Source organism: Methylobacterium durans (assembly GCF_003173715.1).
GTDB lineage: Bacteria > Pseudomonadota > Alphaproteobacteria > Rhizobiales > Beijerinckiaceae > Methylobacterium > Methylobacterium durans.
Genome location: NZ_CP029550.1, coordinates 4,839,026 through 4,859,991 on the forward strand (window position 1 = coordinate 4,839,026; position 20,966 = coordinate 4,859,991).

At 66.3% G+C, this 20,966-nt stretch carries 19 protein-coding genes; 4 read left to right on the forward strand and 15 right to left on the reverse strand.

Annotated features, from left to right (window positions below):
* The first annotated feature begins 150 nt into the window (after positions 1-150).
* The gene (locus tag DK389_RS34470) at positions 151-981 is read left to right on the forward strand and encodes a hypothetical protein (protein WP_236960248.1); all 831 of its coding nucleotides are present in this window, start codon (positions 151-153) and stop codon (positions 979-981) included.
* Between the two features lie 184 nt (positions 982-1,165).
* On the forward strand, positions 1,166-1,411 hold the full coding sequence (locus DK389_RS32720) for a hypothetical protein (protein WP_162560779.1): 246 nt from the start codon (positions 1,166-1,168) through the stop codon (positions 1,409-1,411).
* A 564-nt stretch (positions 1,412-1,975) separates the two neighbouring features.
* On the opposite strand, the gene DK389_RS22195 is transcribed toward DK389_RS32720, so the two are convergent.
* The 4 genes from DK389_RS22195 to DK389_RS35020 all read right to left on the reverse strand — a co-directional run bounded on the left by DK389_RS22195 (position 1,976) and on the right by DK389_RS35020 (position 5,001).
* Positions 1,976-2,515 carry an inorganic diphosphatase gene (locus tag DK389_RS22195; RefSeq protein WP_109892866.1) on the reverse strand — a complete coding sequence of 180 codons (540 nt, stop codon included), beginning with the start codon at positions 2,513-2,515 and terminating at the stop codon, positions 1,976-1,978.
* A 93-nt stretch (positions 2,516-2,608) separates the two neighbouring features.
* Positions 2,609-3,922: an NRAMP family divalent metal transporter gene (locus DK389_RS22200; RefSeq protein ID WP_109892868.1), complete on the reverse strand. Its 1,314-nt coding sequence runs from the start codon at positions 3,920-3,922 to the stop codon at positions 2,609-2,611.
* A 109-nt stretch (positions 3,923-4,031) separates the two neighbouring features.
* Complete coding sequence (locus tag DK389_RS22205) at positions 4,032-4,679, reverse strand: DedA family protein (RefSeq protein ID WP_109892870.1); 648 nt, start codon at positions 4,677-4,679, stop codon at positions 4,032-4,034.
* Positions 4,680-4,878: 199 nt separating this feature from the next.
* On the reverse strand, positions 4,879-5,001 hold the full coding sequence (locus DK389_RS35020; RefSeq protein WP_257791907.1) for a hypothetical protein: 123 nt from the start codon (positions 4,999-5,001) through the stop codon (positions 4,879-4,881).
* Positions 5,002-5,196: 195 nt separating this feature from the next.
* Between DK389_RS35020 and DK389_RS22215 the strand changes: the two genes are divergently transcribed.
* Positions 5,197-5,370: a CsbD family protein gene (locus DK389_RS22215; protein WP_109892874.1), complete on the forward strand. Its 174-nt coding sequence runs from the start codon at positions 5,197-5,199 to the stop codon at positions 5,368-5,370.
* Between the two features lie 210 nt (positions 5,371-5,580).
* On the opposite strand, the gene DK389_RS35325 is transcribed toward DK389_RS22215, so the two are convergent.
* The 7 genes from DK389_RS35325 to DK389_RS22245 form a co-directional block, all read right to left on the reverse strand.
* Complete coding sequence (locus DK389_RS35325) at positions 5,581-6,396, reverse strand: lytic transglycosylase domain-containing protein (protein ID WP_109892876.1); 816 nt, start codon at positions 6,394-6,396, stop codon at positions 5,581-5,583.
* A 157-nt stretch (positions 6,397-6,553) separates the two neighbouring features.
* Positions 6,554-7,225: a cation efflux transmembrane domain-containing protein gene (locus DK389_RS22225; protein ID WP_472436462.1), complete on the reverse strand. Its 672-nt coding sequence runs from the start codon at positions 7,223-7,225 to the stop codon at positions 6,554-6,556.
* 33 nt (positions 7,226-7,258) lie between these two features.
* Positions 7,259-8,610 (reverse strand): IS3 family transposase gene (locus tag DK389_RS22230; RefSeq protein WP_109889188.1). Its coding sequence is split into 2 segments (ribosomal slippage): positions 7,259-8,272 and positions 8,275-8,610, totalling 1,350 coding nucleotides; the frame shifts between segments, so codons are not numbered across the junction.
* Between the two features lie 292 nt (positions 8,611-8,902).
* Positions 8,903-9,247 carry a hypothetical protein gene (locus DK389_RS32725; protein ID WP_162560780.1) on the reverse strand — a complete coding sequence of 115 codons (345 nt, stop codon included), beginning with the start codon at positions 9,245-9,247 and terminating at the stop codon, positions 8,903-8,905.
* Between the two features lie 651 nt (positions 9,248-9,898).
* Positions 9,899-10,753 (reverse strand): CopD family protein, encoded by an 855-nt coding sequence (locus DK389_RS22235; protein WP_109892878.1) that lies wholly within the window; start codon positions 10,751-10,753, stop codon positions 9,899-9,901.
* A gap of 3 nt (positions 10,754-10,756) precedes the next feature.
* Positions 10,757-11,107, reverse strand: a complete 351-nt coding sequence (gene copC / locus DK389_RS22240) for a copper homeostasis periplasmic binding protein CopC (protein WP_236960249.1) — start codon at positions 11,105-11,107, stop codon at positions 10,757-10,759.
* 19 nt (positions 11,108-11,126) lie between these two features.
* Positions 11,127-12,050: a hypothetical protein gene (locus tag DK389_RS22245; protein ID WP_109892882.1), complete on the reverse strand. Its 924-nt coding sequence runs from the start codon at positions 12,048-12,050 to the stop codon at positions 11,127-11,129.
* 794 nt (positions 12,051-12,844) lie between these two features.
* Here DK389_RS22245 and DK389_RS22250 point away from each other — a divergent pair.
* Positions 12,845-14,196 (forward strand): IS3 family transposase gene (locus DK389_RS22250; protein ID WP_109889188.1). Its coding sequence is split into 2 segments (ribosomal slippage): positions 12,845-13,180 and positions 13,183-14,196, totalling 1,350 coding nucleotides; the frame shifts between segments, so codons are not numbered across the junction.
* On the opposite strand, the gene DK389_RS22255 is transcribed toward DK389_RS22250, so the two are convergent.
* From DK389_RS22255 to DK389_RS22270, 4 genes are all read right to left on the reverse strand, one after another.
* Positions 14,193-14,942, reverse strand: coding sequence for an alpha/beta fold hydrolase (locus DK389_RS22255; RefSeq protein WP_236960250.1), 750 nt, complete (start codon positions 14,940-14,942; stop codon positions 14,193-14,195). The two genes, DK389_RS22250 and DK389_RS22255, sit on opposite strands and share 4 nt — an antisense overlap.
* Complete coding sequence (locus tag DK389_RS22260; RefSeq protein WP_109892884.1) at positions 14,912-15,148, reverse strand: hypothetical protein; 237 nt, start codon at positions 15,146-15,148, stop codon at positions 14,912-14,914. The genes DK389_RS22255 and DK389_RS22260 overlap by 31 nt, the downstream gene beginning before the upstream one ends.
* 73 nt (positions 15,149-15,221) lie before the next feature.
* Positions 15,222-19,778, reverse strand: coding sequence for an ELWxxDGT repeat protein (locus DK389_RS22265; protein ID WP_109892886.1), 4,557 nt, complete (start codon positions 19,776-19,778; stop codon positions 15,222-15,224).
* A 434-nt stretch (positions 19,779-20,212) separates the two neighbouring features.
* Positions 20,213-20,923, reverse strand: coding sequence for a L,D-transpeptidase family protein (locus DK389_RS22270; RefSeq protein ID WP_109892888.1), 711 nt, complete (start codon positions 20,921-20,923; stop codon positions 20,213-20,215).
* Between the last annotated feature and the right edge of the window lie 43 nt (positions 20,924-20,966).

Below are 20,966 nucleotides of genomic sequence, written 5' to 3' on the forward strand. Positions count from 1 at the left end.
AGCGTTCCTGAAAAAGAAGGTACGCAACGGCTATGTTCTTGCCGTGCATTAGCGGAAAGCGTGGCAGTATTGACTGCGGCTAAGGTGCGGAACTGTACGACATGCATCCTCGTTCGTGAGCCATCTTCCCTTCAGATGATCGGAGTATTCATGCGCAAGATCGCTCTTGTTTCCGCCACTGCTTTCTCCGCCCTCGTTCTGGCAGCACCGAATGCCCAAGCTCGACCGCTGAGTGTCGGGGCTGCGGTCGGCGCGGGCGTCGCTGGCCTTGCTGTCGGATCGTTGATCGGGGCGGCAGCCAGTGACGGCTACTACGGTGGTTACGGCTATCCGGCCTATGGCGGTTACAGCTACGATGTCGCCTATGGCCCCGCCTACGGCGGCTACAGTTGGGGCGGTCCCAGCTTCGCAGGTTATGCGTGGGCGCCTGCGGGCTATGCCTATCCGGCCACAGAGGAAGTGGACACCACCATCGTGACGCGGCCCCGCACCGTCAGCCGGACTGTGGTCAATGAAGACTACGCGCCCGCCTACCGCTCTACGTACGCCTACGAGTCGCGCACCGTGCGGCGCGGCTACGAGCGCCCGGTCGCCACGCGCGCCTATGGGACGCGCTACGAGCGTGACTACGGCTACCGCAGCGTTGCCCACCGTGGCTACGAGACTGGTCATCGGCACAGCTACGGCAGCCGCACCGTCTCTGCGCGCTATGGCTACGAGAACGGCTACCGAGACCGCAGCGGCTTCCGCAACGCCTCAGTGCGCAGCGAAGGCAGCGTCCGGAGCATCGAGGGCTCACGTGGCTTCCGAGCCCATCGTGAAGTCGGCGTGAGCAGCAGCCATCGCGAGTTACGCGGTGGCCGTGAGGGCTTCCGCAACGTCTCAGCGCGCAGAGGCGAGACGATGGGCCGTGGCTCGGAGATCGGTCGCGCCTCAGCGGGCAGCCGCACCTCAGGTCGCGCCGGGCTCCGCTTCGAGTGAGTGCCGCTAGATCTCAAGTTTGAGAAGGGCGGTGGCAGCCACCGCCCTTCTCTCACAGCGACGAAGGTCGGACGGATGCGTCGCAGGCCCATCTCCGGCAGCACTCGTCCGACAAAGATGTAGGGAACAAGGCTCTAGCTTGACCGTTTACCATCAATGCCTCCCACGGCATGCGGAGGCTGCGTTGACCACCAGCATCAACCTTGAAGTCAGTCCCTTCATCCGGAACGGCTTCTTCGGCCTGAGACGTGACGGCCGGGTCATCGCACATGGCCGAATGCCGTACCTCCGCAAGTATTATCAGCCGGGTGATGTGGTGCTCGTCAGCATCGACACCTGCACGGGTCTTCAGGCGCGTTTTGCTGGCAGCGCTTCAACGTCCGAACAAAGGCATGCCGAGCCGCGAGTGTCTGCTGTCTCGGCAGCCTGACCGCGCCGTACAGAGTCAAGCCTTGTCGTCGCGCCGCTGGATCGGCTGGCTGTATGGCCAGTTGGTCTCACCCGTCCTCGCGCAGATGAGGAGCCAATGGCTCAGCTTGAGGTACTACCAGCCCACACCGAGACGCTTGCTCGGATCGCGCATCGGGAGATTGAGCACCGGCTTGGTCGGCACGGTGGCGATGAGCCTGCGTACTGGCACGCCGTGGAGATGATGTATCGCAGCAGTCCCTTGCTGCCAGAGTGCTATCGCTCACATCCGCTTTCGACTGAGCTTCGACTTCCGGGGAGTGATGAGCGCGGGTGACTGAAGTCGCACGGGCTTCCAACGAGAAAAAGGAGCACGCCCATATCGGGTCAAGCTTGGACACGCGTGCCTCGCCGTAGTGGCGACCGAGGATCTGCGGCCAATACTTCAACTGCGGCGGAGGCCAATTCGCGTTAAGCGAAAACTGACAAGACAAGGGCCGGCCAAGCTGCTGAGATCGCAGCTATTGGCTTCATGTTCTGAGGTGCTACGGTCTTTTCCAGAGTGCCTGTATATTCCTCAGCCGTCCTAATAAGCCTTCACGCCCTTCTTCACGAGCTTGCCTGCTACTTTGGCGTCACCGCGCGAGAGAACCCGAAACTCCTTTTCGTGCAGCTTGTTGTAGCGCTTGAAGAAGCCCTCGATGCGGGTCAGCATCTCCGAGGGCAGGTCAGAGATCTCCCTCGCTTGCGCATGGTCATGAGCATGGGTCGCAACCGCGACCAGCCGATCGTTGCGCTCCCACTTCCCATCCTTTTCCCGCTCCTCGGCCTCAATCACGCCGAGCAACCGGGCCGTGACCTTGGTTCCGACCGACAGAGTTTCATCGAGCAGAATGATTGCGTCGAGCGGATCACCATCCTCGGCGAGCGTTGAAGGGACAAAGCCGAAATCGACCGGGAAGCTCATTCCCTCCGGCAGTACGAACTTGAGTTCGAATGTTCCGATCTCAGGATCGTAAGCGTACTTGCTGCGGCTGCCCTTCGGTGTCTCGATGATCACAACGAGATCGCCAGTTTCCTCGTCATAGGTGCTGATCCGCTCCAGGGATGGGCGATTCTTCGACATGATGGCCTGCCCTTCTAAGCGTGGCGGGTGTAGGCACCCGCGAGGGCGGGCGGGGGTCAACTCGGTCGCTCTCAGCACCTGCGGCGCGCTCTTTCACGCCAACGACATAACCCCCAGTGTCAGGGCGGCCAGCAGCATCGCACCGGTCGCTGTCCAGCCGATAATCCGCAGCGGCCCGGTGATCACGAACGCGCCCATGATCTTTGGGTTCGCCGCCATCAGCATCAGCAGCGTCATGACGGGCGCGGCGAGCACCCCGTTCACCACCGCGCTCCAGAACAATGCGTCGATGGGGCTAATCGGTGACAGGGCCAGCGCGGCTCCGAGCAGCGTGGCCACCGTTATGGTCGCGTAGAACGCCTTCGCCTCGACCGGCGCGCGCTCCAGGCCGACCGGCCAGCGCCGGAACTCGCCGAGCGCGTAGGCTGCTGAGCCGCCCAACACCGGAAGCGCTAGGAAGCCCGTGCCGACGATGCCAAGGGTGAACACCACGAAGGCAAAGCGCCCCACCACCGGCTCCAGCGCCTTGGCCGCGTCAGTTGAGGTCTGGATGTCGGTGATCCCTTGCGCGTGCAGCGTGGCGGCTGTCGTCACCATGATGGCCAGCGCCACCAGATTGGAGAAGCCCATCCCGATCACGGTGTCGAGGCGGATGCGCGCGAGCGCCTTGGATGCCTGGCCCGGGGCATGCCTCAGCGGATCACGGGTCGGTTTGATCTTGGTGTCCTCGACCTCCTGAGCCGCCTGCCAGAAGAACAGGTACGGGCTGATCGTGGTGCCGAGCACCGCCACGACCGTGAGCCAGAATGTCTTGTCGGTCTGAAGGGTGGGCACCAGCAGGCCTCGCAACGCCTCGCCCCAGGGCACATGCACGAGCAGCGCCGTACCGAAGTAGGCCAACAGCGAGAGCGTCAGCCACTTCAGCATCGAGACGTAACGGGTGTACTTCAGCGCCATCTGCATGGCGACGCACAGGCCGCCGAGCAGGACGACGAATAGCAGCCGATGTCCACCGCTGAGCAGGCTCAGCGCGTCCGCCATGGCGCCGAGATCAGCCCCGAGGTTCACGACGTTGGCGAAGAACAGCAGCGGCAGGATGGTGAACGCGAGGGCGGGCGGGTAGTGCTTGCGCAGGTTTCCGGCGATGCCCCGACCTGTGGTCCGGCCGATCCGGGCGCTGATCTCCTGCACGGCGCACATCAGCGGGTAGGTGAACAGCAGGGTCCAGAGGATCGAGAAGCCAAACTGCGCGCCGGCTTGGCTGTAGGTGGCGATGCCGCTCGGATCGTCATCCGACGCTCCGGTGATGAGACCGGGGCCCAGCACCTTGAGCAGGCGCGGCTTGGTTGGCCCGACTGCCGGGCTGCGGGCCTGCTCTGTTACGCTGACCTGCTCGCTGGACGCCACTGCGACGCACTCACTCGCTGCCGTCGCTTAGAACGGGCACGCGTGCAAAACCGTTGCCTCGGCAGTCAGAGCGAAAGGTCGTAGCTGCGGGCTGCCTGTTCAGGCGGTCTCAGGTCGGAGACACCGGGCCAGGCAGTGCTCGCTCAGCCTCCTCCAGCAGTCGCGCCTCGGGCCCGCGCAGCAGGACGGTGAGCCAGACCAAACCAGCGGCAGCCAACACCATCAGGACGATGCCCACGGGACCGGTCACCGTCTCGATGCGCGAGCCGAAGAAATAGGCCCCGCAGGCAAACACCGTCGCCCAAACGAAGCCGCCCGTGGCATTGAACAGAAAGAAGCGCGGCCACGTCATCCGGTTCGCGCCCGCCAACAGCGCCGCCAGTACGCGCAGCACGGCCACGAAGCGGCCGAGGAACACAACCTTGCCGCCGTGGCGCAGGAACAGATAGCGCCCGAGCTTGATCTTCTCCGGCGTGATGCCGACGCGCGGCCCGTGCCGGATCAGCGTTCGCTGCCCCACGCTGCGGCCGATCCAGAATCCGACGCTGTCGCCGATCACGGCCCCGGCCATCGCTGCGGCGATGACGCTTGCAAGGTGCAGATTGCCGGTCGCGCCTGCATAGATCGCAGCGGTCACGAGGCAGGTCTCACCCGGCAGCGGCAGGCCCATGCTCTCCAGGCCAATCACCAGCGCCACGATCCAGAGCCCGTGTGTGGCGATCAGGTGGGACAGGTCACCGAGGATGAACTCCAGCATGCCCGTACGGATGCCCAGATCTACAGCTTGCAGGTGAGGCTAAGGGAACATCCCCACCAGCCGCAGACACACGGCTAGGCGGTTGGTGAGAGACGCAGCAGCCCGGTTCAGTCGCAGTCTTCCCGGTGCACAGTCTTCGAGTCGCCGACCTCGTTCTCCTTACGCACGGTCGTGTGCGAGCAGCCGCCGCGCCGCTCTATTACCGTGCCCCGATCGGGTCCAGTGGCAGCATGCCCGACGCCAGCACCCACAGCAGCACCGACCGGCCCACCAACTGCACCACCGGCAGCCGCCCCGGCTGCTGCACCTTCTTCGGCAGCAAAGGCTGGGGCACTCACCAGTGTGGCAGCCGCAAGCAGAAAAGCTATCCGCCTCATCGTGCGTCTCCGTGTTTCTGATCTCGAAGAACCGCAGCCCCACCTACTCCGTTCCTTTTCCGACAGCTCGGAACGGTCTTTCTCTGCTGCTCGTTTGGGCGGCTCTGAAGTCAGGGTTTCTGATCCACTTGGAGGAAGCGATGGACAAGGATCGAGTCGAAGGCGCGGCCACCAACATGGGCGGCAAGATCAAGGAAGGCGCTGGCAAACTGACCGGCGACGAGAAGATGCGCCAGGAAGGCATTGCAGATCAGGTTAAAGGCAAGATCCAGAACGTCGTGGGCGGCATCAAGGACACGCTCAAAGGCAAGTAGCAGCCGATTGGCCCTCACGGACCCGTGACCGGGCTGGTGAGGGCTACCTCAGTAAGGAGAAGTACGATGCTGAAAGGTGGTCTTCTGTGGTTGCTCGGCATTCCGCTGCCGATCATCCTGCTGCTCTGGCTATTTGGCGTGTTTCACTGAGCGTCGGGGCTGGAACGGCTCTAACTCAGCAGCGATCTCACCAGTTCACCGTTCGGTTCCCTAATTCCGCAAGGGCCTGAGCCACGGCTCCGCCGTGGCGTAAAGGTCACCACTCTGCCGCCAATCGTCGGTCGTCCTGCCGGTGATCTTTGCCACGTAGTCCCGCGTCTCCTTCGGCAGCAGCGAACGACCGGCGAGCCAATCCCTGACCCGCTGCGGGCCGGCGTTGTAGGCTGCGGCAGCGAAGCCGAGATTTCCGAAACGGGTCCGGTACTCCTTCAACAGTTCTGCGGATTTCGGAATGGCTTCGAAGGGGTTGAACGGATCGACCAGCCCGCGTTCGCTCGCAGTTCCTGGCATGAACTGAGCGACGCCCTGCGCACCTGCTCGGCTGACGGCACGATGGTTCAAGCCGCTCTCCTGCCGCAGCAGGCGCATCAGGAACTCGATCGGCAGGCCATTGATGACCGCTGCGTGCTCGATGAACTCGCTCATGCGCTGCTTGTCACCGAAGAAGGCAGCCGACCAAGCCTCCTCGATCGTCTGGAACGCGGACCGCTCGAAGTGAATGGCACTGCCCGCTGTGAGCGCCTGCTGCACATAGGCGTAGGCAGCGCCTCCCGGAGCAGTTGTCGCAACGATGCTCGGCACGGCCACCCCCGCTTCGGTCGCAGGAGGGGCTTCGGTGGCTACGGCTGGACGGCTCAGTGCCTCATCCCGCAGTGGAGCGTCAGGAGTGGAGAGAAGCAACGCGGCGGCTGCGGCGAGCGTACCGACCTTCCGGTTCGCGGCGAGCCGGTAGACGGCGATCTTGAGCGCGCTTCGAGCCACCCTGGCCCGGTACACGCTCACACTCGTCTGCCGAAGGAGTTCCATTCTGGGTCCGAACACGACACGTATGGCCACGCTTGCATGACCAGGACGCCCCCTCAAGCTTGATCGCGCGGCATCCTAAACAACACTGCCATGACGGAAGTTGGGCCAGAGTTCAGACTCCGCATAGCCTCATCCGTTCTGCACAGGCTGCTCGCGACTACCGAGTAGAACGAGCGATGGCGGCCAAGCCTTCAGAACTCGGCGATGCTTTGAGGTCGCGCCATGCCATCCGCAGTACCGTCACGGCGGCTTGAAACGAGAAGATCACGAAGATCAGATCGAGCACGTACTCCGGCCAGCGCACCGGGGCGAAGTGGGCGAGAATGCTCAAAATGGCCGTCAGCACAGCAGCAGCCGCGTCATTGCGCGCATTCAGCCATGTTGCCTGGATCAGTGGATTCGCGTCGTTGCGGAAGCGAGCCAGAGCGGCGGCAGCCAACGAAGCGGCCGCAACTGCAACGAGATTGGAGGCGACGATCTCCCCCAAGCCGCTGGTGTCGGGGCTCTGGAGATCCGACCACAGGTCGCACAGGCCGTCGATGCCGGTCGCCGCCAGGATCAAGCCGATGACAATAGCAGACAGGCGCTCTGTTCGCGCACCTCGGCCAAACACAAAGGCGGCCACAGCATTGAGAGCGATGTCGTAGCCGAAGCCGGAAGCGTCCTTCAGCAGATCCTTCGAGCCAATGGCATGTGCCCACGCCGCTTCGACAAGGGCCAGCAGCAGGATGCCAGCCGCGATGACCCAGACGGTCTGCTTGTAGCCGAAGCCAGAGGTCGTCCTTGGCTGTCCGTCGTCAGATGATTTGAGACGATCTGGGACGCTCAGGAACGGAGGCTCTGGTCCACCTGGGTTGAGAGGTTAGGCAGCCCGCGCGTGGTGGCGCAAGCGGCGGTCGATGAGGGTCTGACGCTTGATCTGCGCCCGCTCGCGCAGGATGCCCTCGCCGCGGCCGAGATAGACGTCAGCGGGGGTGAGATTGCCCAGGCTCTCGTGAGCTCGGACGTGGTTGTAGTGCTCCACGAAGGCGGCAACCCGGGCCTCCAACTCGCCCGGCAGGTAGGCGTGTTCGAGCAGGATGCGGTTCTTGAGCGTCTGGTGCCAGCGCTCGATCTTGCCCTGCGTCTGGGGATGGCGCGGCGCACCGCGGATGTGGGTCATGCCTCGGCTGCCAAGCCATGTCGCCAAGTCACCCGCGACGTAGCTCGATCCGTTGTCGGTCAGCAGCCGCGGGCGATGCGCCACCGGCACCTGATCGAGCCCGGCCGCGGTCAGCGCCAGATCGAGCGTGGCGGTGACGTCGCTGGCCTGCATCGTGGCGCAGAGCTTCCAGGCCACGATGAAGCGCGAGAAGTCGTCCAGCACCGTCGACAGGTAGTACCAGCCCCAGCCGACAACCTTCAGGTAGGTGAAGTCGGTCTGCCAGAGCTGGTTGGGCGCCGTGGTCTTGTCGCGGAACGCGTCGGCGGCCTTGACGACGATGTAAGCGGGGCTGGTGATCAGGTCCTGGGCCTTGAGCAGGCGGTAGACGCTGGCTTCCGAGACGAAGTAGCGCCGCTCGTCGGTGAAGCGCACCGCCAGTTCGCGTGGGCTGAGTTCCGGCTCCTCCAGCGCGAGGGCGACGATCTGCTCGCGGATCTCTGTCGGTAGACGGTTCCAGACCCGGCTGGGCCGGGATGGTCGGTCAGCCAATGCCTCGGGACCGCCTCTCAGGTAGGCGTCGTACCAGCGGTAGAACGTCGATCGGGTGATGCCGAGCTTCTCCAGGGTGCGGCGCACCGGCAGGTGGGATTGCTCAACCAGCCGGATGATCTCCAGCTTCTCAGGGGCTGGGTACCTCATGCCTCGTCGTCCCCAGCCCCGCTCATGCTTTTTTTGAGCAGGCGGTTCTCCAGGAGGAGATCGGCCACAACCTCCTTCAGCGCGCCCGCCTCGCGGCGCAGCTCCTTGACTTCGTCTGCTGTCGCCGCCCGCGCCGTGTCGCCCGCCAGCCGCTTCTTACCGGCTTCCAGGAACTCCTTGGACCAGCCGTAGTACATCGAGCTGGCGATGCCCTCGCGCCGACACAGCTCGGCGATACTGTCCTCGCCGCGCAGGCCCTCCAGCACGATGCGGATCTTCTCCTCGGCCGAGAACTGCCGGCGGGTGGCCCGGCGGATGTCTTTGATCACCGCGTCTGCCGGCTTGCGTGCCAGTCCGGATGTCTGCTTCATCGTCGTGCCTCAGGACTACGATGAACCAGCCATCCTCCGTTCGTGAAGGGCCTCGATGTGTCTCAGGAGCGCTGACGGCGGACAGTCCTTGGCCTCTGTTCATCAAGGTGCAACGGCATCGTGAGACCTCGATCCTGCCGGGCGGCAGAGACTGCGCGCTCCGGCCGCCACTCGGCTGAAGCGCGTCGTCCTTATGCCGAGGCCGCAGACTGGTTCTGTGGTGCTGGCTTGAGCATTTGGCGGAGAAGGCTGGGCGAAACTGAGGCGGCACGCAGTCTGCCGTCCGCCGCTCTCAGCGGACCTGGAGCAGCTTATCGACGAGGGGCATCAGAGCATCCACGCATGCCTTGGTGCTGTCGTCCGCGGCGCACTTGAAGTTGATCTCGGTCTCGCCGCGACGGAAGCGCAGATGGCCGCCCTTCTTACCCATCATAAAAGGACGGCGATGATGCCAACTGCCTTCGCGCTCCCCGTCAGCGTCTGGCGGCCCTCGCCGTTGTCCTTCGGGACGACCGCCACCATCCTGTGCGAAGCCACCTGCCGGCGGTGGGTTTGAGGAGCCTCCGGGTGCCGTTTGAGCCCAGCAGACGGTGCTGGCGAGTACGGCCCCAAGGCCGGCGGCGATCAGGCGCTTCATGAGAGACAAATCCTCCTGGGTTCATCAAGACGCAGAGGTATAGCGCTCGGCTGTTTCCCGGATTTTTCAATTCGGCGCGCCGATGCTGCCTGGGTCGAGCCGCCGTTCGACGGACGCAAGCTCATCCCTCGGATGCGGACCACTGATCGCCTACCTGCGGCCGGAGCTTGTGGAAGGCAGGTGAGAAGCACTCGGGATGGCACCGAAACGTAACCATTGGCGTTGAACCTCGACAGTACGGAGTTTCAGGCCCATGACCCTTCTCACGATCCTGCTTGCCAGCAACGTTGCTATCGCTGGCACATTCTCCCTGGTCGCGGTCCTGACGGACTGACGGGCTTGCGAAAACCACGTTGCCCAGGCGCGCCTCGCGAAAGCCGTTCCACTCGCTTCTCTCGCGGTCTGCCGGTCGACTTCGCTCGCCTGCTCTGAGCCCTTGGGGGCACCTCGTAGTCCGACGCTTGCCGACGCCCTTCTCCACCACCAGCGCCAAAATGGCTCCGCAGCACCGTCTTCATCCTCACGGGGATCGCGGTGCCGACCGCTGCGGCCTGACGGTCTACCCCAATCGTGGAGGAGATTTGCGGGCGGACCGTCTCGGGGCGTTCAGGAGGACGTAGCAGAAATAGGCGACGAACGCTCCCTTGGCCCTCAGGCGTGTGGGTTCATCGTTCCGAGGACGCTCACATCAAGCAGCACTAGAAGGCCCACAAGTTGCTCCAACGTTATGCTGCCAACGAGGGAGCGCATGGTTGCTGCTCGGCCGGCGGTTCGTAGTTGTGGCAGAAAGCGGTAGCGGTTGAGCGCTGCCAACCCGATCATGAGCATGACGAGCGTGATCTTGAGTGCAAGGACGCGCACGTAGGCGTCCGTGAAGTTCGGCCCTGCGCCGAGCATATGCCACGTGTTGACGGCCCCCGTTGCGACAACGCCAGCAACCGCCATGACCGCCGTTGATGAAAAACGGCGCAGCGCCGTCTCGGCGGTCGGTAAATCAGCACTTCCTCGGTGAGCCGAGAACACGACCAGTCCGAGCGGCACCAGACCACCGAGCCAGAGCGCAGCACAGAGGGTATGCACCGCGAGGTTCACTGAGCCGAGCGTACCCCAGGCGACGGCGTGTCCGCCCCACCCCTCGCCGATCAGCAGCACTGCCGATGGTGTCGCGATTACAGGGCTCGGCCGGAGAGCAAGGGCTATCAGCAGCAGGAGAAGCGCCGCTCCAAGCCGCACCAGCCAGACCATTCTGAAGCTGCTTTCGGTCAGGATGACCTTGACGGTGGGCAGCACCTCACCCGTGTCGTCCAGCGTCGCCGCCAGAGCGAAGAGCCAAGTGAGCAGCGCCAGAACGGTGGCAACAGCCAGTGCTGCGGTCAGCCAGCGTGGTAGGGCCGCCCAGGTGCTCCGGCCCGCGTAGAGCGGGAATACCGCTGCGCCAAACAGCAGGACGATGCTCACGTAGTAGACCGCCCGCGCCAGGATGATCGTGACCTGAGCCGCTTCCACGGTTCAGGGCCTGACCTCGAAAGTAAAGCTGCCCTGCGTTCGGTGGCTGTCCACCGACACCGCATGCCATGTCACGCGGTAAGTGCCCGCAGGAAGACCTCGCACGAGCGCGACCCGCATCTCTGAGCCTTGTGCCTGTACACGACCAGCGGCCACCGAGCGGCCATCGGCCGAGGTGACGGCAACCCCGGAAAAGTGCGGCTCGACACCCTCGCTGAAGCTGAGACGCACCTCGCTCGGCGGCACCGGAATAGTGCTGCCGACGCGCGGGGTTGCGGTGACCAACTCGGCGTGAGCCCACGCCGAGAAGGCTGACGCGCTCAGGCCGAATGCCACGAGGATGGTGAGGAGCATTGTGCGCATCTGAGCGCCCTCAGAAGATCGGCCGCCCAATCGTGGTCGGGAAGATGTCATCGAGATAGAAGTGCACTTGTCCGAGCACGCCAACGTGCCGCCCGCTCTGCCGGTTCACTGGGATCAGCGCCTCAAGCCCGAACTGCACCTTCTGCCCGACCCAGATCACACCAGGGTTGATCGTGCCGGTGGTCGGCAGGCGGGCGAAGTTGTTGCTCGCAGGGCTCACGAAGGTGGCCTCCACCAGCGGGATCAGGTGGTTCACAAAGTCGGGCAGGCCGAGATCCACGACGTTGGCCTTGAGATAGGGCAGGCTGTACTGGAGCGTGCCTCCCCAGACGATGTTGCGCGGATTGTGCTCGATGTCGAAGCTGGGCAGTCCGCTATCCTGATCGATGCCGGTGAGTGTCACGGTGCGGCCTGAACCAGGGATGGCGTAGCCGACCTGTCCCGTGATAGCGAAGGGCCGGATCCAGGAGAGTGTGTCCGGCAGATCGCCCAAGCCTTTGCCGAACCATATCGTAGGCGTGAACACGTTGAAGCGCTCGGCCCCAATGCGAGTGGCACCGGTTCTGCCCCATTCGACGCTCAAGCCTGCCGAGAGAATGAACTCGTGCTCAGGATCGGTGATCGCCTGATACTTGAAGGTGGTCTCAAGGTTCTGCCAGCCGCTGCCGCCGGGACGCAGGTGCGTCCACGTCTCGCCGAACGAGACGCCCAAGTGCTCGGTGAAGCGCTTCGAGTACTCGAACGAGAGATCGACCTCGCGGGCGTTGTCGCCGTTCTTGAAGATGACGAAGGTGGGCAGGGAGAGTTCGTCGGCGACGAAGGGATCATCGACTCCAAGAGTGGCGGGGAAGAAGCGGTTGCCGACGATGCCGTGTGCGAGCGCAGGCAACGTGCTGGTGAGCAGCAGGAGACCAGCGGCTATAGCGGCGTTCATGAAGTTGGCCTTGACTGTCGACTGAAGACACAGTACGCGCGATCAACTGAAGGACGGCGGTGCGCGCGATCCGGCAGGCGGCAAGATGGTTCGCGGAAGAACAGCTACGCCAGGGGGAGCCCTGATAAGGCTGGGCGCCTCTGCGTAGCGAAGGCCCCTGACCTCGGCAGAGGTTGATAGGGCTACAGCCTGGGCGACCCCGCAATGCGCGATACAGCAGACATCGTTATGCTCTGAGTGGGCGCGCTGATCGGGTCGGACGGATGCGCCTTCGACATGCGCAGAGCAGATGATGCTCCCGTTCACCGATGCGGAAACAGCGACGGCACGCTGGGCGGCTGCGCCAAACGCGAGAACGGCCTGTACCATAAGCACATGTACCAGGACGAAAGCGACAGTTGTCCCTGTAGTGTTTTTTCGGGGCGGGCCTCTTTCCATGCGATCAAGCTGAGCCACAGGGCAAGGCCGCACAACACGTTCAACGGTAACACACTGTGGGAGGGTTAAGACGTGCCTCAGCCGCAACAATTGAGGCTCCGTCTTCTCTCTGACCGTCCGATCCTCCGATCAGTCCCACTCGCTTCTCTCGTGGCCCGCCTATCGGTATCGCTGGCCTGCTCTGAGCCCAGATGGGTACCTCGCAGCCCAATGCCCGCCGACGCCATCCCTTCACACTCAGCGCCGCACGGCCTCCGCGGTACCCTACAGATTGTCCGCCGTCAGCGCTCCTGAGACACATCGAGGCCCTTCACGAACGGAGGATGGCTGGTTCATCGTAGTCCTGAGGCACGACGATGAAGCAGACATCCGGACTGGCACGCAAGCCGGCAGACGCGGTGATCAAAGACATCCGCCGGGCCACCCGCCGGCAGTTCTCGGCCGAGGAGAAGATCCGCATCGTGCTGGAGGGCCTGCGCGGCGAGGACAGTATCGCCGAGCTGTGTCGGCGCGAGGGCATCGCCAGCTCGATGTACTACGGCTGGTCCAAGGAGTTCCTGGAAGCCGGTAAGAAGCGGCTGGCGGGCGACACGGCGCGGGCGGCGACAGCAGACGAAGTCAAGGAGCTGCGCCGCGAGGCGGGCGCGCTGAAGGAGGTTGTGGCCGATCTCCTCCTGGAGAACCGCCTGCTCAAAAAAAGCATGAGCGGGGCTGGGGACGACGAGGCATGAGGTACCCAGCCCCTGAGAAGCTGGAGATCATCCGGCTGGTTGAGCAATCCCACCTGCCGGTGCGCCGCACCCTGGAGAAGCTCGGCATCACCCGATCGACGTTCTACCGCTGGTACGACGCCTACCTGAGAGGCGGTCCCGAGGCATTGGCTGACCGACCATCCCGGCCCAGCCGGGTCTGGAACCGTCTACCGACAGAGATCCGCGAGCAGATCGTCGCCCTCGCGCTGGAGGAGCCGGAACTCAGCCCACGCGAACTGGCGGTGCGCTTCACCGACGAGCGGCGCTACTTCGTCTCGGAAGCCAGCGTCTACCGCCTGCTCAAGGCCCAGGACCTGATCACCAGCCCCGCTTACATCGTCGTCAAGGCCGCCGACGCGTTCCGCGACAAGACCACGGCGCCCAACCAGCTCTGGCAGACCGACTTCACCTACCTGAAGGTTGTCGGCTGGGGCTGGTACTACCTGTCGACGGTGCTGGACGACTTCTCGCGCTTCATCGTGGCCTGGAAGCTCTGCGCCACGATGCAGGCCAGCGACGTCACCGCCACGCTCGATCTGGCGCTGACCGCGGCCGGGCTCGATCAGGTGCCGGTGGCGCATCGCCCGCGGCTGCTGACCGACAACGGATCGAGCTACGTCGCGGGTGACTTGGCGACATGGCTCGGCAGCCGAGGCATGACCCACATCCGCGGTGCGCCGCGCCATCCCCAGACGCAGGGCAAGATCGAGCGCTGGCACCAGACGCTCAAGAACCGCATCCTGCTCGAACACGCCTACCTGCCGGGCGAGTTGGAGGCCCGGGTTGCCGCCTTCGTGGAGCACTACAACCACGTCCGAGCTCACGAGAGCCTGGGCAATCTCACCCCCGCTGACGTCTATCTCGGCCGCGGCGAGGGCATCCTGCGCGAGCGGGCGCAGATCAAGCGTCAGACCCTCATCGACCGCCGCTTGCGCCACCACGCGCGGGCTGCCTAACCTCTCAACCCAGGTGGACCAGAGCCTCCGTTCCTGAGCGTCCCAGATCGTCTCAAATCATCTGACGACGGACAACCCTTCAGCCGGATCTTGCCGGGTTTGATCAGGTTGTTCTCGACGTAGGTGTTGCGCAGGTACCAGCTGTGCGCGGCCCGGGTCATGCGCGTTCCGTCGCTGTTCCAGTATAGAAGATCGAAGGCGGGCGGCTTGTTGCCAAGCGGGTAGTTGTTGACGACGTTCGCCCAGATCAGGTCATTTGACCGCAGCAGGCTGAACATGTTGCTCATCTCGCGGCTATCGAGATAGCCCCGCTCCATCATCTGCTGCTCGACGAGATCGAGCGTCGGCTCGCCCATGAACACAGCCGTATCGCCGATCCGCGAGAAGTCCTGCGGCGAGACCATGAAGCTTGCCGCGTTGAAGCGCTTGTCTCCTTTGGCCGCAAGGACAGCCAGGGTCAGCGTCAGGAGAACGCCACCGATGCAGTAGCCCATGACGTTGACGCTCGGGCTGCCGGTGATCTCACGGGCCACATCGCTGGCTTCAAGCGGCCCGAGGTCGATGTAGTCCTCGATGCCGATGGCATCCATCGACGCGTCAGGGTTTTTCCAGGAGACCACGAAGACCGTGAAGCCTTGCTCGACCAGGTAGCGGATCATGCTGTTCTTCGGCCGCATATCGAGGATGTAGTACTTGTTGATCCACGGCGGCAGGATCAGCAGCGGCGCCGGGAGCGGGCGAACCACAGGAGGGGGCCGAGGGTCGCCGCCGCGAGGATGGCGGTGGCGAGGAGGCCGGCCGGCGTCGCCCGCGCAGTGGCCCGGAGCCTGACGAATCGGCCGATCGCGAGGTCGAGGCTCGCCCGCATCTCCTCCGGATGCGCCCCCGCCCCGCCGTCGAACCCGGCCTCGGACACGGGCGGTGGGACAGGCTGAGGCTCGGTCGCGTGCATCGGAGGGCTCCTCAGCGGGACGGCGGCTTCGCCCGGACAACGCGCGGACACGGCCGGCCGCGGGGGCTACCCCTCAGACGAGGTGCCAGCCCTGCTCGATCACCCCGAGATGGACGCTCATCGCCTCCGCGCTGTCGGTGAGCTGCACCGCGAGGTCCGCCCGCGAGGTGCCCGCGTCGAGCCGCGCCGCCCAGAAGGCCTGCCCGCCGGCCTCCGCGTGCCGCCCGAAGGCGTTCAGGTAGAGGGCGTCGACGTAGTCGGCGCTCGACATCGCCCCGTACTTGGCGACGTTCTCGGCCGAGGCCAGGAAGCCCTTCGCCAGGCTCACGAGGGAGCCGCCGTGGTCGAGCTGGCCCGTCCAGAAGGTGAGGCCGCCGGCGTCGGGCGCGCGCGCGAGCATCGTGTAGTAGAGCCGGGCCACGTCCGCCGCCTGCTTGTCGGGCACGAATAGCCCGGCATCGAACACGCCGTGCAGGCTGCCGACATGCTCGTCGGAGAAGACGAAGCCGAGCGCGACGTCGATGCGCTGCACCCCGTGGTCGAGCTGCCCCGTCCAGTAGCCGAGGCCGGGGCCGTCGGCGCCGCGCCCGAGCGTCGCCTCATAGAGCTGGTTCACGAAATCGGCGTTGCCCAGGGCCCCGGCGCGGCCCTGGCCCTCGGGCGAGGACAGGAGCTGCTCGCCGAGATCGCGCACCGAGGCGCCGTGCTCGAACGTGTCGGCCCAGAATTCAAGGCCGAGCGGGTCCGGGGCGCGGCCGAGCAGGCCCGAGTAGAGCGCGTAGACCTGCCCGCCCGCGGTCGCGGCCGTGTGGCTCACCATGCCGAAGAGCGGCCCGTTCGGCGTCAGGTCGAGGTTGAAGGCGAAACCGTCGCTGCTGCCGGGATTGCCGGCCGCGTCGGTGGCGTGGGCGGTGAAGGCGTAGGCGTGCCGCGTCGTGCCCTGGCCCGCGTGGAACGGCAGCGCGAAATGCCCGGTCGCGTCGCTCGCCACCGTCCCCATCAGGGTCGTCCCGTCCATGATCGAGATCAACGCGCCGATGTCGGGTTTGGTGATCGTTCCGGTGAGAACATGATCGACCACGTTCGGCGCGCCGCTGACCCCGGTGATCGCCAGGACCGGGCCGGAGGCGTCGCGCACCGGCCCCGCATTCTGGCCGAGCGTGGCGGCATGGCCCTGCCCGTCCGCGTAGCTCGCCTCGACCGAGATCGCCTGCCCTACGAGGTCGTGGCCCGGCACGTAGCTCCCCGATCCGCCCTGCTGGAGCACGACCCCGCCCGCCCGGAACGTGTAGGTCGCGGCCGCCACCCCGTCCGGATCGGACAGGGCCGCCACGACGGCTTGCCCCTCGACGGTGTTGCCGCCGACGAGACCCGACAGGGTGAGCACGCCCGCCTGGTCGACGTCCCGGACGCTGCCGCCCGCGGCCGCAAGGGCCTCGGCGTGGCCGGCCCCGTCGGTGTAGGCGGCCTCGACCGTCAAGCTCTTCCCGCCGCTCGAGAAATCCAGCGTGAACAGCCCCGTCGTGTTGGTGGCGAGCACGGTCCCGTCGAGCCGGAACGTGTAGGTCACGCCGCCCGCCGGCACGCCGTCGCCGTCCGTGACCGTGGCGGCGACCGCCTGACCCTCGGCCGCGCCCGGGCCCGCCAGCGCGAGGAGGCCCGGCTGGTTCGGGCGGCCGATCGGCACGAAATCGGTCGGGTTCGAGCCGAGGCTCGCCGTGTTGATGTCCTTGAGAAGCCGCGTGCCGGCCGCCGTCCCGTCGCTGATCCAGAGTTCGGAGCCGGTCGCCCCGTCGACCGCCGAGAACACCACACGCCCGTCCCCCAAGGCGGTGAATCCCTGCGGGTAGGCGCTGCCCGCGCCCGCGTTGATGTCCTTAAGGAGGACGGTCCCGGCGGCCGTCCCGTCCGTCACCCAAAGCTCGGAGCCGGTGGCCCCGTCGCTCGCGGAGAAGAGCACGCGGCCGCCGCCGAGCGCCCTGAAGCCCTGCGGGTAGGAACTCGTCGCGCCGGGACCGATGTCCTTCAGGAGGCCGGTCCCGCCCGCCGTCCCGTCGGTGATCCAGAGTTCCTGTCCGTGGGCGGCGTCGTTCGCCGTGAACAGCACCCGGCCCGGCGCCAGCGCCGTCGCGGTGATCGGCTGAAGGGCGACGGAGCCGTCGTTGAGGGTCGCCAGCAGCTGCGTGCCGGGGGCGTTCCCGTCGGTGACCCACAGCCCGTAGGCGCCCGCGCCGTCGCGGGCCGTGAACAGGAGCCGGCCGTGGCCGAGGGGCGTGAAGTTCGTCGGGTTCGACGAGCCCGCGCCGAGGTTGATGTCCCGCAGGAGCTTCGTGCCGGGAAGCGTCCCGTCGCTCACCCACAGCTCCGTTCCGCTCGCCCCGTCATTCGCCTGGAACACGGCGCGGCCGTCGCCGAGCGGCGTCAGGTTCGTCGGCCGCGAACCGTTGGGGCCGGCGGCGTCGGAGCCCGGGGCGATGTCGGCGACGAGGCGGGTCCCGGCGCCGGTACCGTCCGTGACCCAGAGCTCGGTCCCGTTCGTGGCGTCGGTCGCCGCGAAGAGCACCCGGCCTGGGGCGAGCCGCGCGAAGTCCTCGGCGCCGGAACTGTCCGGGCCCGGATTGATGTCCGACAGGAGCGCCGTTCCGGCCGCCGTGCCGTCGCTGATCCAGACCTCGTGGCCGTTCGTGGCGTCGGCCGCCGTGAACAGGATCCGCCCGTCGCCGAGCGGCGTGAGGTTCTGGATGCCCGAGCCGGTCGCGCCTGCGAAGATGTCCTTGAGGAGGCGGGTCCCGGCGGCCGTCCCGTCCGTCACCCACAATTCCTCGCCGCTGGCATCGGTCGCGGTGAAGAGCAGCCGCCCGTCGCCGAGGGCGGTGAAGCCGTGCGGGTTCGCGCTGTCGGCCCCCGCGGCGATGTCCTTCAGGAGCTGGGTCCCCGCCGACGTCCCGTTCGTGACCCAGAGTTCCCGGCCGTGCGCCGCGTCCGTCGCGAGGACGAGCAGGCGGCCGTCGCTGAGCCGCCCGGCGACCGCCGGGTCGGAGGCGGCGGTTCCCGCGGCGATGTCCTTCAGGAGCAGCGTGCCGGCCGCGCTGCCGTCCGTGACCCAGAGCTCCTCACCGCTCACGGGGTCCGTCGCGGTGAACAGGACCCGGCCGTCCGCGAGCGGCGTGAAGCCCCCGGGCGCGGCGCCGGCCGTCACCGCGTTCAGGTCCCGCAGGAGGCCCGTGCCGGCCGGCGATCCGTCCGTGATCCAGAGTTCCTCGCCGTGGATCGCGTCAGTCGCGGAGAACAGGACCCGGCCGTCCCCGAACGGGGTCAAATTCGCCGGGCTGGAGCCGGTTGCGCCCGCGTATACGTCCTTGACGAGGTTCGTTCCGGCCGCAGTCCCGTCCGTGACCCACAATTCCTGTCCGCTCGCCGCGTCGGCGGCGGTGAACAGGACCCGCCCGTCGCCCAGGCGGATCAGATCCTGGGGATTCGACGAGCCCGGCCCGGCATTGATGTCCTTGAGGAGGCTCGTGCCGGTCCGCGTCCCGTCGGTGACCCAGAGCTCGTAGCCGGTGGTCCCATCGAAGGCCGTGAAGAGGGCGCGGCCGTCCGCGAGCGGCGTGAACCCCTGCGGGAAGGCGCTGCCCGCACCCGGCCGGATGTCCTTCACCAGGACCGTGCCGGCCTCCGTGCCGTCCGTGATCCAGAGTTCGTAGCCGGAGGCGTCGGCCGCCGTGAACAGGACGCGGCCATCGGCGAGGGTCGTGAACCCCTGCGGGTAGGACCCGCTGCCGCCGGGCGCGATGTCCTTGAGGAGGACGGTGCCCGCCGGGGTGCCGTCGGTCACCCAGAGCTCCGGCCCGTGGTCCGCGTCTCCGGCCGTGAACAGGGCGCGGCCGCCGGCCATCGCGAGGAAGGCCTGCGGATTGGCATTGTCGGGGCCCGCGTAGATGTCCTTGAGGAGCCCCGTGCCGGCCGCCGTGCCGTCGCTGACCCAGACCTCCTGGCCGTGATCCGCGTCGCCGGCGGTGAACACGACGCGGCCGTTGCTCAGCACCGTGAAGTTCCGCGGCCGCTGCGTCAGCGAGGCGGCCTCGAAGCCCTGGAGCAGGCCGGTGCCGGCCGCCGTGCCGTCCGTCGCCCAGAGGCCGAAGCCGCCTTGACCGTCCGAGGCGGCAAACAGCGCGCGACCGTCGCCGAGCGCCGTCAGGCCGAACGGGCTCGCGTCCCCGAGGCCCGCCACGATGTCAGTGAGCAGGCGCGTGCCGGCCGCCGTGCCGTCGGTCACCCAGACTTCCTGGCCGTGCAGGCCGTCATCCGCCCCGAAGAGCGCGAGGCCGCCGCCGAGCGGCGTGAGGGCGTAGGGGTTCGCGTCGGCGGCGCCGGCCGCGATGTCCTTGAGGAGCCGCGTGCCCGCCGCCGTGCCGTCACTGACCCAAATCTCGCGCCCGCTCGCGAGGTCGTCGGCCGAGAACAGCACCCGGCCGTCGCCGAGCGGCGTGAGGTTGCGGATGCCCGAACTGTCGGGTCCGGCCGCGATATCCTTGAGGAGGCGCGTGCCGGCAGCCGTGCCGTCCGTGACCCACAATTCCTGGCCGCTGAGCGGATCGTTGGCGAGGAAGGCGAAGAGCTGCGCAGCCATGGCGTCCCGGACCGGTCGGCTCGTCCGGACGGTCGGGCCCCGACCGCGGTAGCGCGGCCGCGACCCGTGCCGGCTCGCCGACCGACAGGCTCGCAGGACTCGCGGGGGCGCGGAACGGGCGAAGGCCCGACGCTTCACCGACCCTTCGGCGGGCTCCGCTCAGACCTTCGTCCGATCCGCCGGAGAACCCGCTTCGGCGCGGCGCCGGCTCAGCCCTGAGCCGGGCGCTGCAGGAGTTCCATGATCCGCCGCCAGAGCTCCCGGCACTCGGTGTTCGTCGGGCCGGACCAGTCCGTCTCGCTCGGCACGCGGCTGGCGGCCAGGTCCTAGATGTTTGGTCCCGGGATTTGGTTATGGCGGGTGCTGAAAGCACCTCTACAGGTTGCGAGCTTGCCTGAACCGAGTGGCGTCTGAAGCAAGGTTGAGACTTTTACCTACGCCGGCAGGACGACCACCTTCGTCTTGACCGGCGTCCGTGCGTAGAGGTGGATCATGTCCTGGCTGAGCAGGCCGACGCAGCCACTTGTGATGCCCGTGCCGATCGATTCGGGCTCGCTGCTGGCGTAAATCGTGTAGAGCGTGTAGGCGCCGTTCCGGTAGAGGTGGAGGGTGCGGGCGCCGAGCGGGTTGTCGAGGCCGCCCGGCATACCGCGGGCGTATTTGGCGGCCTCGGGCTGGCGCCGGATCATCTCCTTCGGCGGTGTCCAAGTCGCCCATTCGGACTTGCGACCCACGTAAGCGTCGCCGCTCCACAAAAACCCATCGCGGCCGACATTGGCGCCGTAACGGGTGGCGGACCCGTCGCCCTCGATGCGGTAGACATAGAATTTCCCGGGATCGACGATGATCGTGCCGGGCGCTTCTTTGGACTCGTAGCGAACTGTCCGGCGATAATATTTCGGATCGACCTTGCTGATATCGACCGCCGGGATCGGGAATTTCTCGTTCGGCATCGGCCCGTAGACCTTGGCCGCCTCGGCCAGGATCACGCCGTCGGACGTGCCGCAACCGGCTAACCCTAGCGCGCCGAAACCAGCGGCCGAACCCGCCAGAAATGACCGGCGGTTGAGTAACCCCGCCCGACGTCCGAGCGAGGCAATTTCGTCAACCTCGCCGAAATCGGCATTTCTATCGTCCCTGATCATGATTCCAGATTTCCCGCGTCCTGCGGCCAGACGAGAAAGCGCT

Excerpts from the sequence above, each read along its gene's own strand:
- DK389_RS22260 (WP_109892884.1), bottom strand. The coding sequence starts at position 15,148 with ATGCACGCGACCGAGCCTCAGCCTGTCCCACCGCCCGTGTCCGAGGCC.
- DK389_RS22205 (WP_109892870.1), bottom strand. The coding sequence starts at position 4,679 with ATGCTGGAGTTCATCCTCGGTGACCTGTCCCACCTGATCGCCACACAC.
- DK389_RS32725 (WP_162560780.1), bottom strand. The coding sequence starts at position 9,247 with ATGAAGCGCCTGATCGCCGCCGGCCTTGGGGCCGTACTCGCCAGCACC.
- DK389_RS22245 (WP_109892882.1), bottom strand. The coding sequence starts at position 12,050 with ATGAACGCCGCTATAGCCGCTGGTCTCCTGCTGCTCACCAGCACGTTG.
- DK389_RS22215 (WP_109892874.1), top strand. The coding sequence starts at position 5,197 with ATGGACAAGGATCGAGTCGAAGGCGCGGCCACCAACATGGGCGGCAAG.
- DK389_RS22195 (WP_109892866.1), bottom strand. The coding sequence starts at position 2,515 with ATGTCGAAGAATCGCCCATCCCTGGAGCGGATCAGCACCTATGACGAG.
- copC (WP_236960249.1), bottom strand. The coding sequence starts at position 11,107 with ATGCTCCTCACCATCCTCGTGGCATTCGGCCTGAGCGCGTCAGCCTTC.
- DK389_RS34470 (WP_236960248.1), top strand. The coding sequence starts at position 151 with ATGCGCAAGATCGCTCTTGTTTCCGCCACTGCTTTCTCCGCCCTCGTT.
- DK389_RS22270 (WP_109892888.1), bottom strand. The coding sequence starts at position 20,923 with ATGATCAGGGACGATAGAAATGCCGATTTCGGCGAGGTTGACGAAATT.
- DK389_RS22265 (WP_109892886.1), bottom strand. The coding sequence starts at position 19,778 with ATGGCTGCGCAGCTCTTCGCCTTCCTCGCCAACGATCCGCTCAGCGGC.
- DK389_RS35325 (WP_109892876.1), bottom strand. The coding sequence starts at position 6,396 with ATGGAACTCCTTCGGCAGACGAGTGTGAGCGTGTACCGGGCCAGGGTG.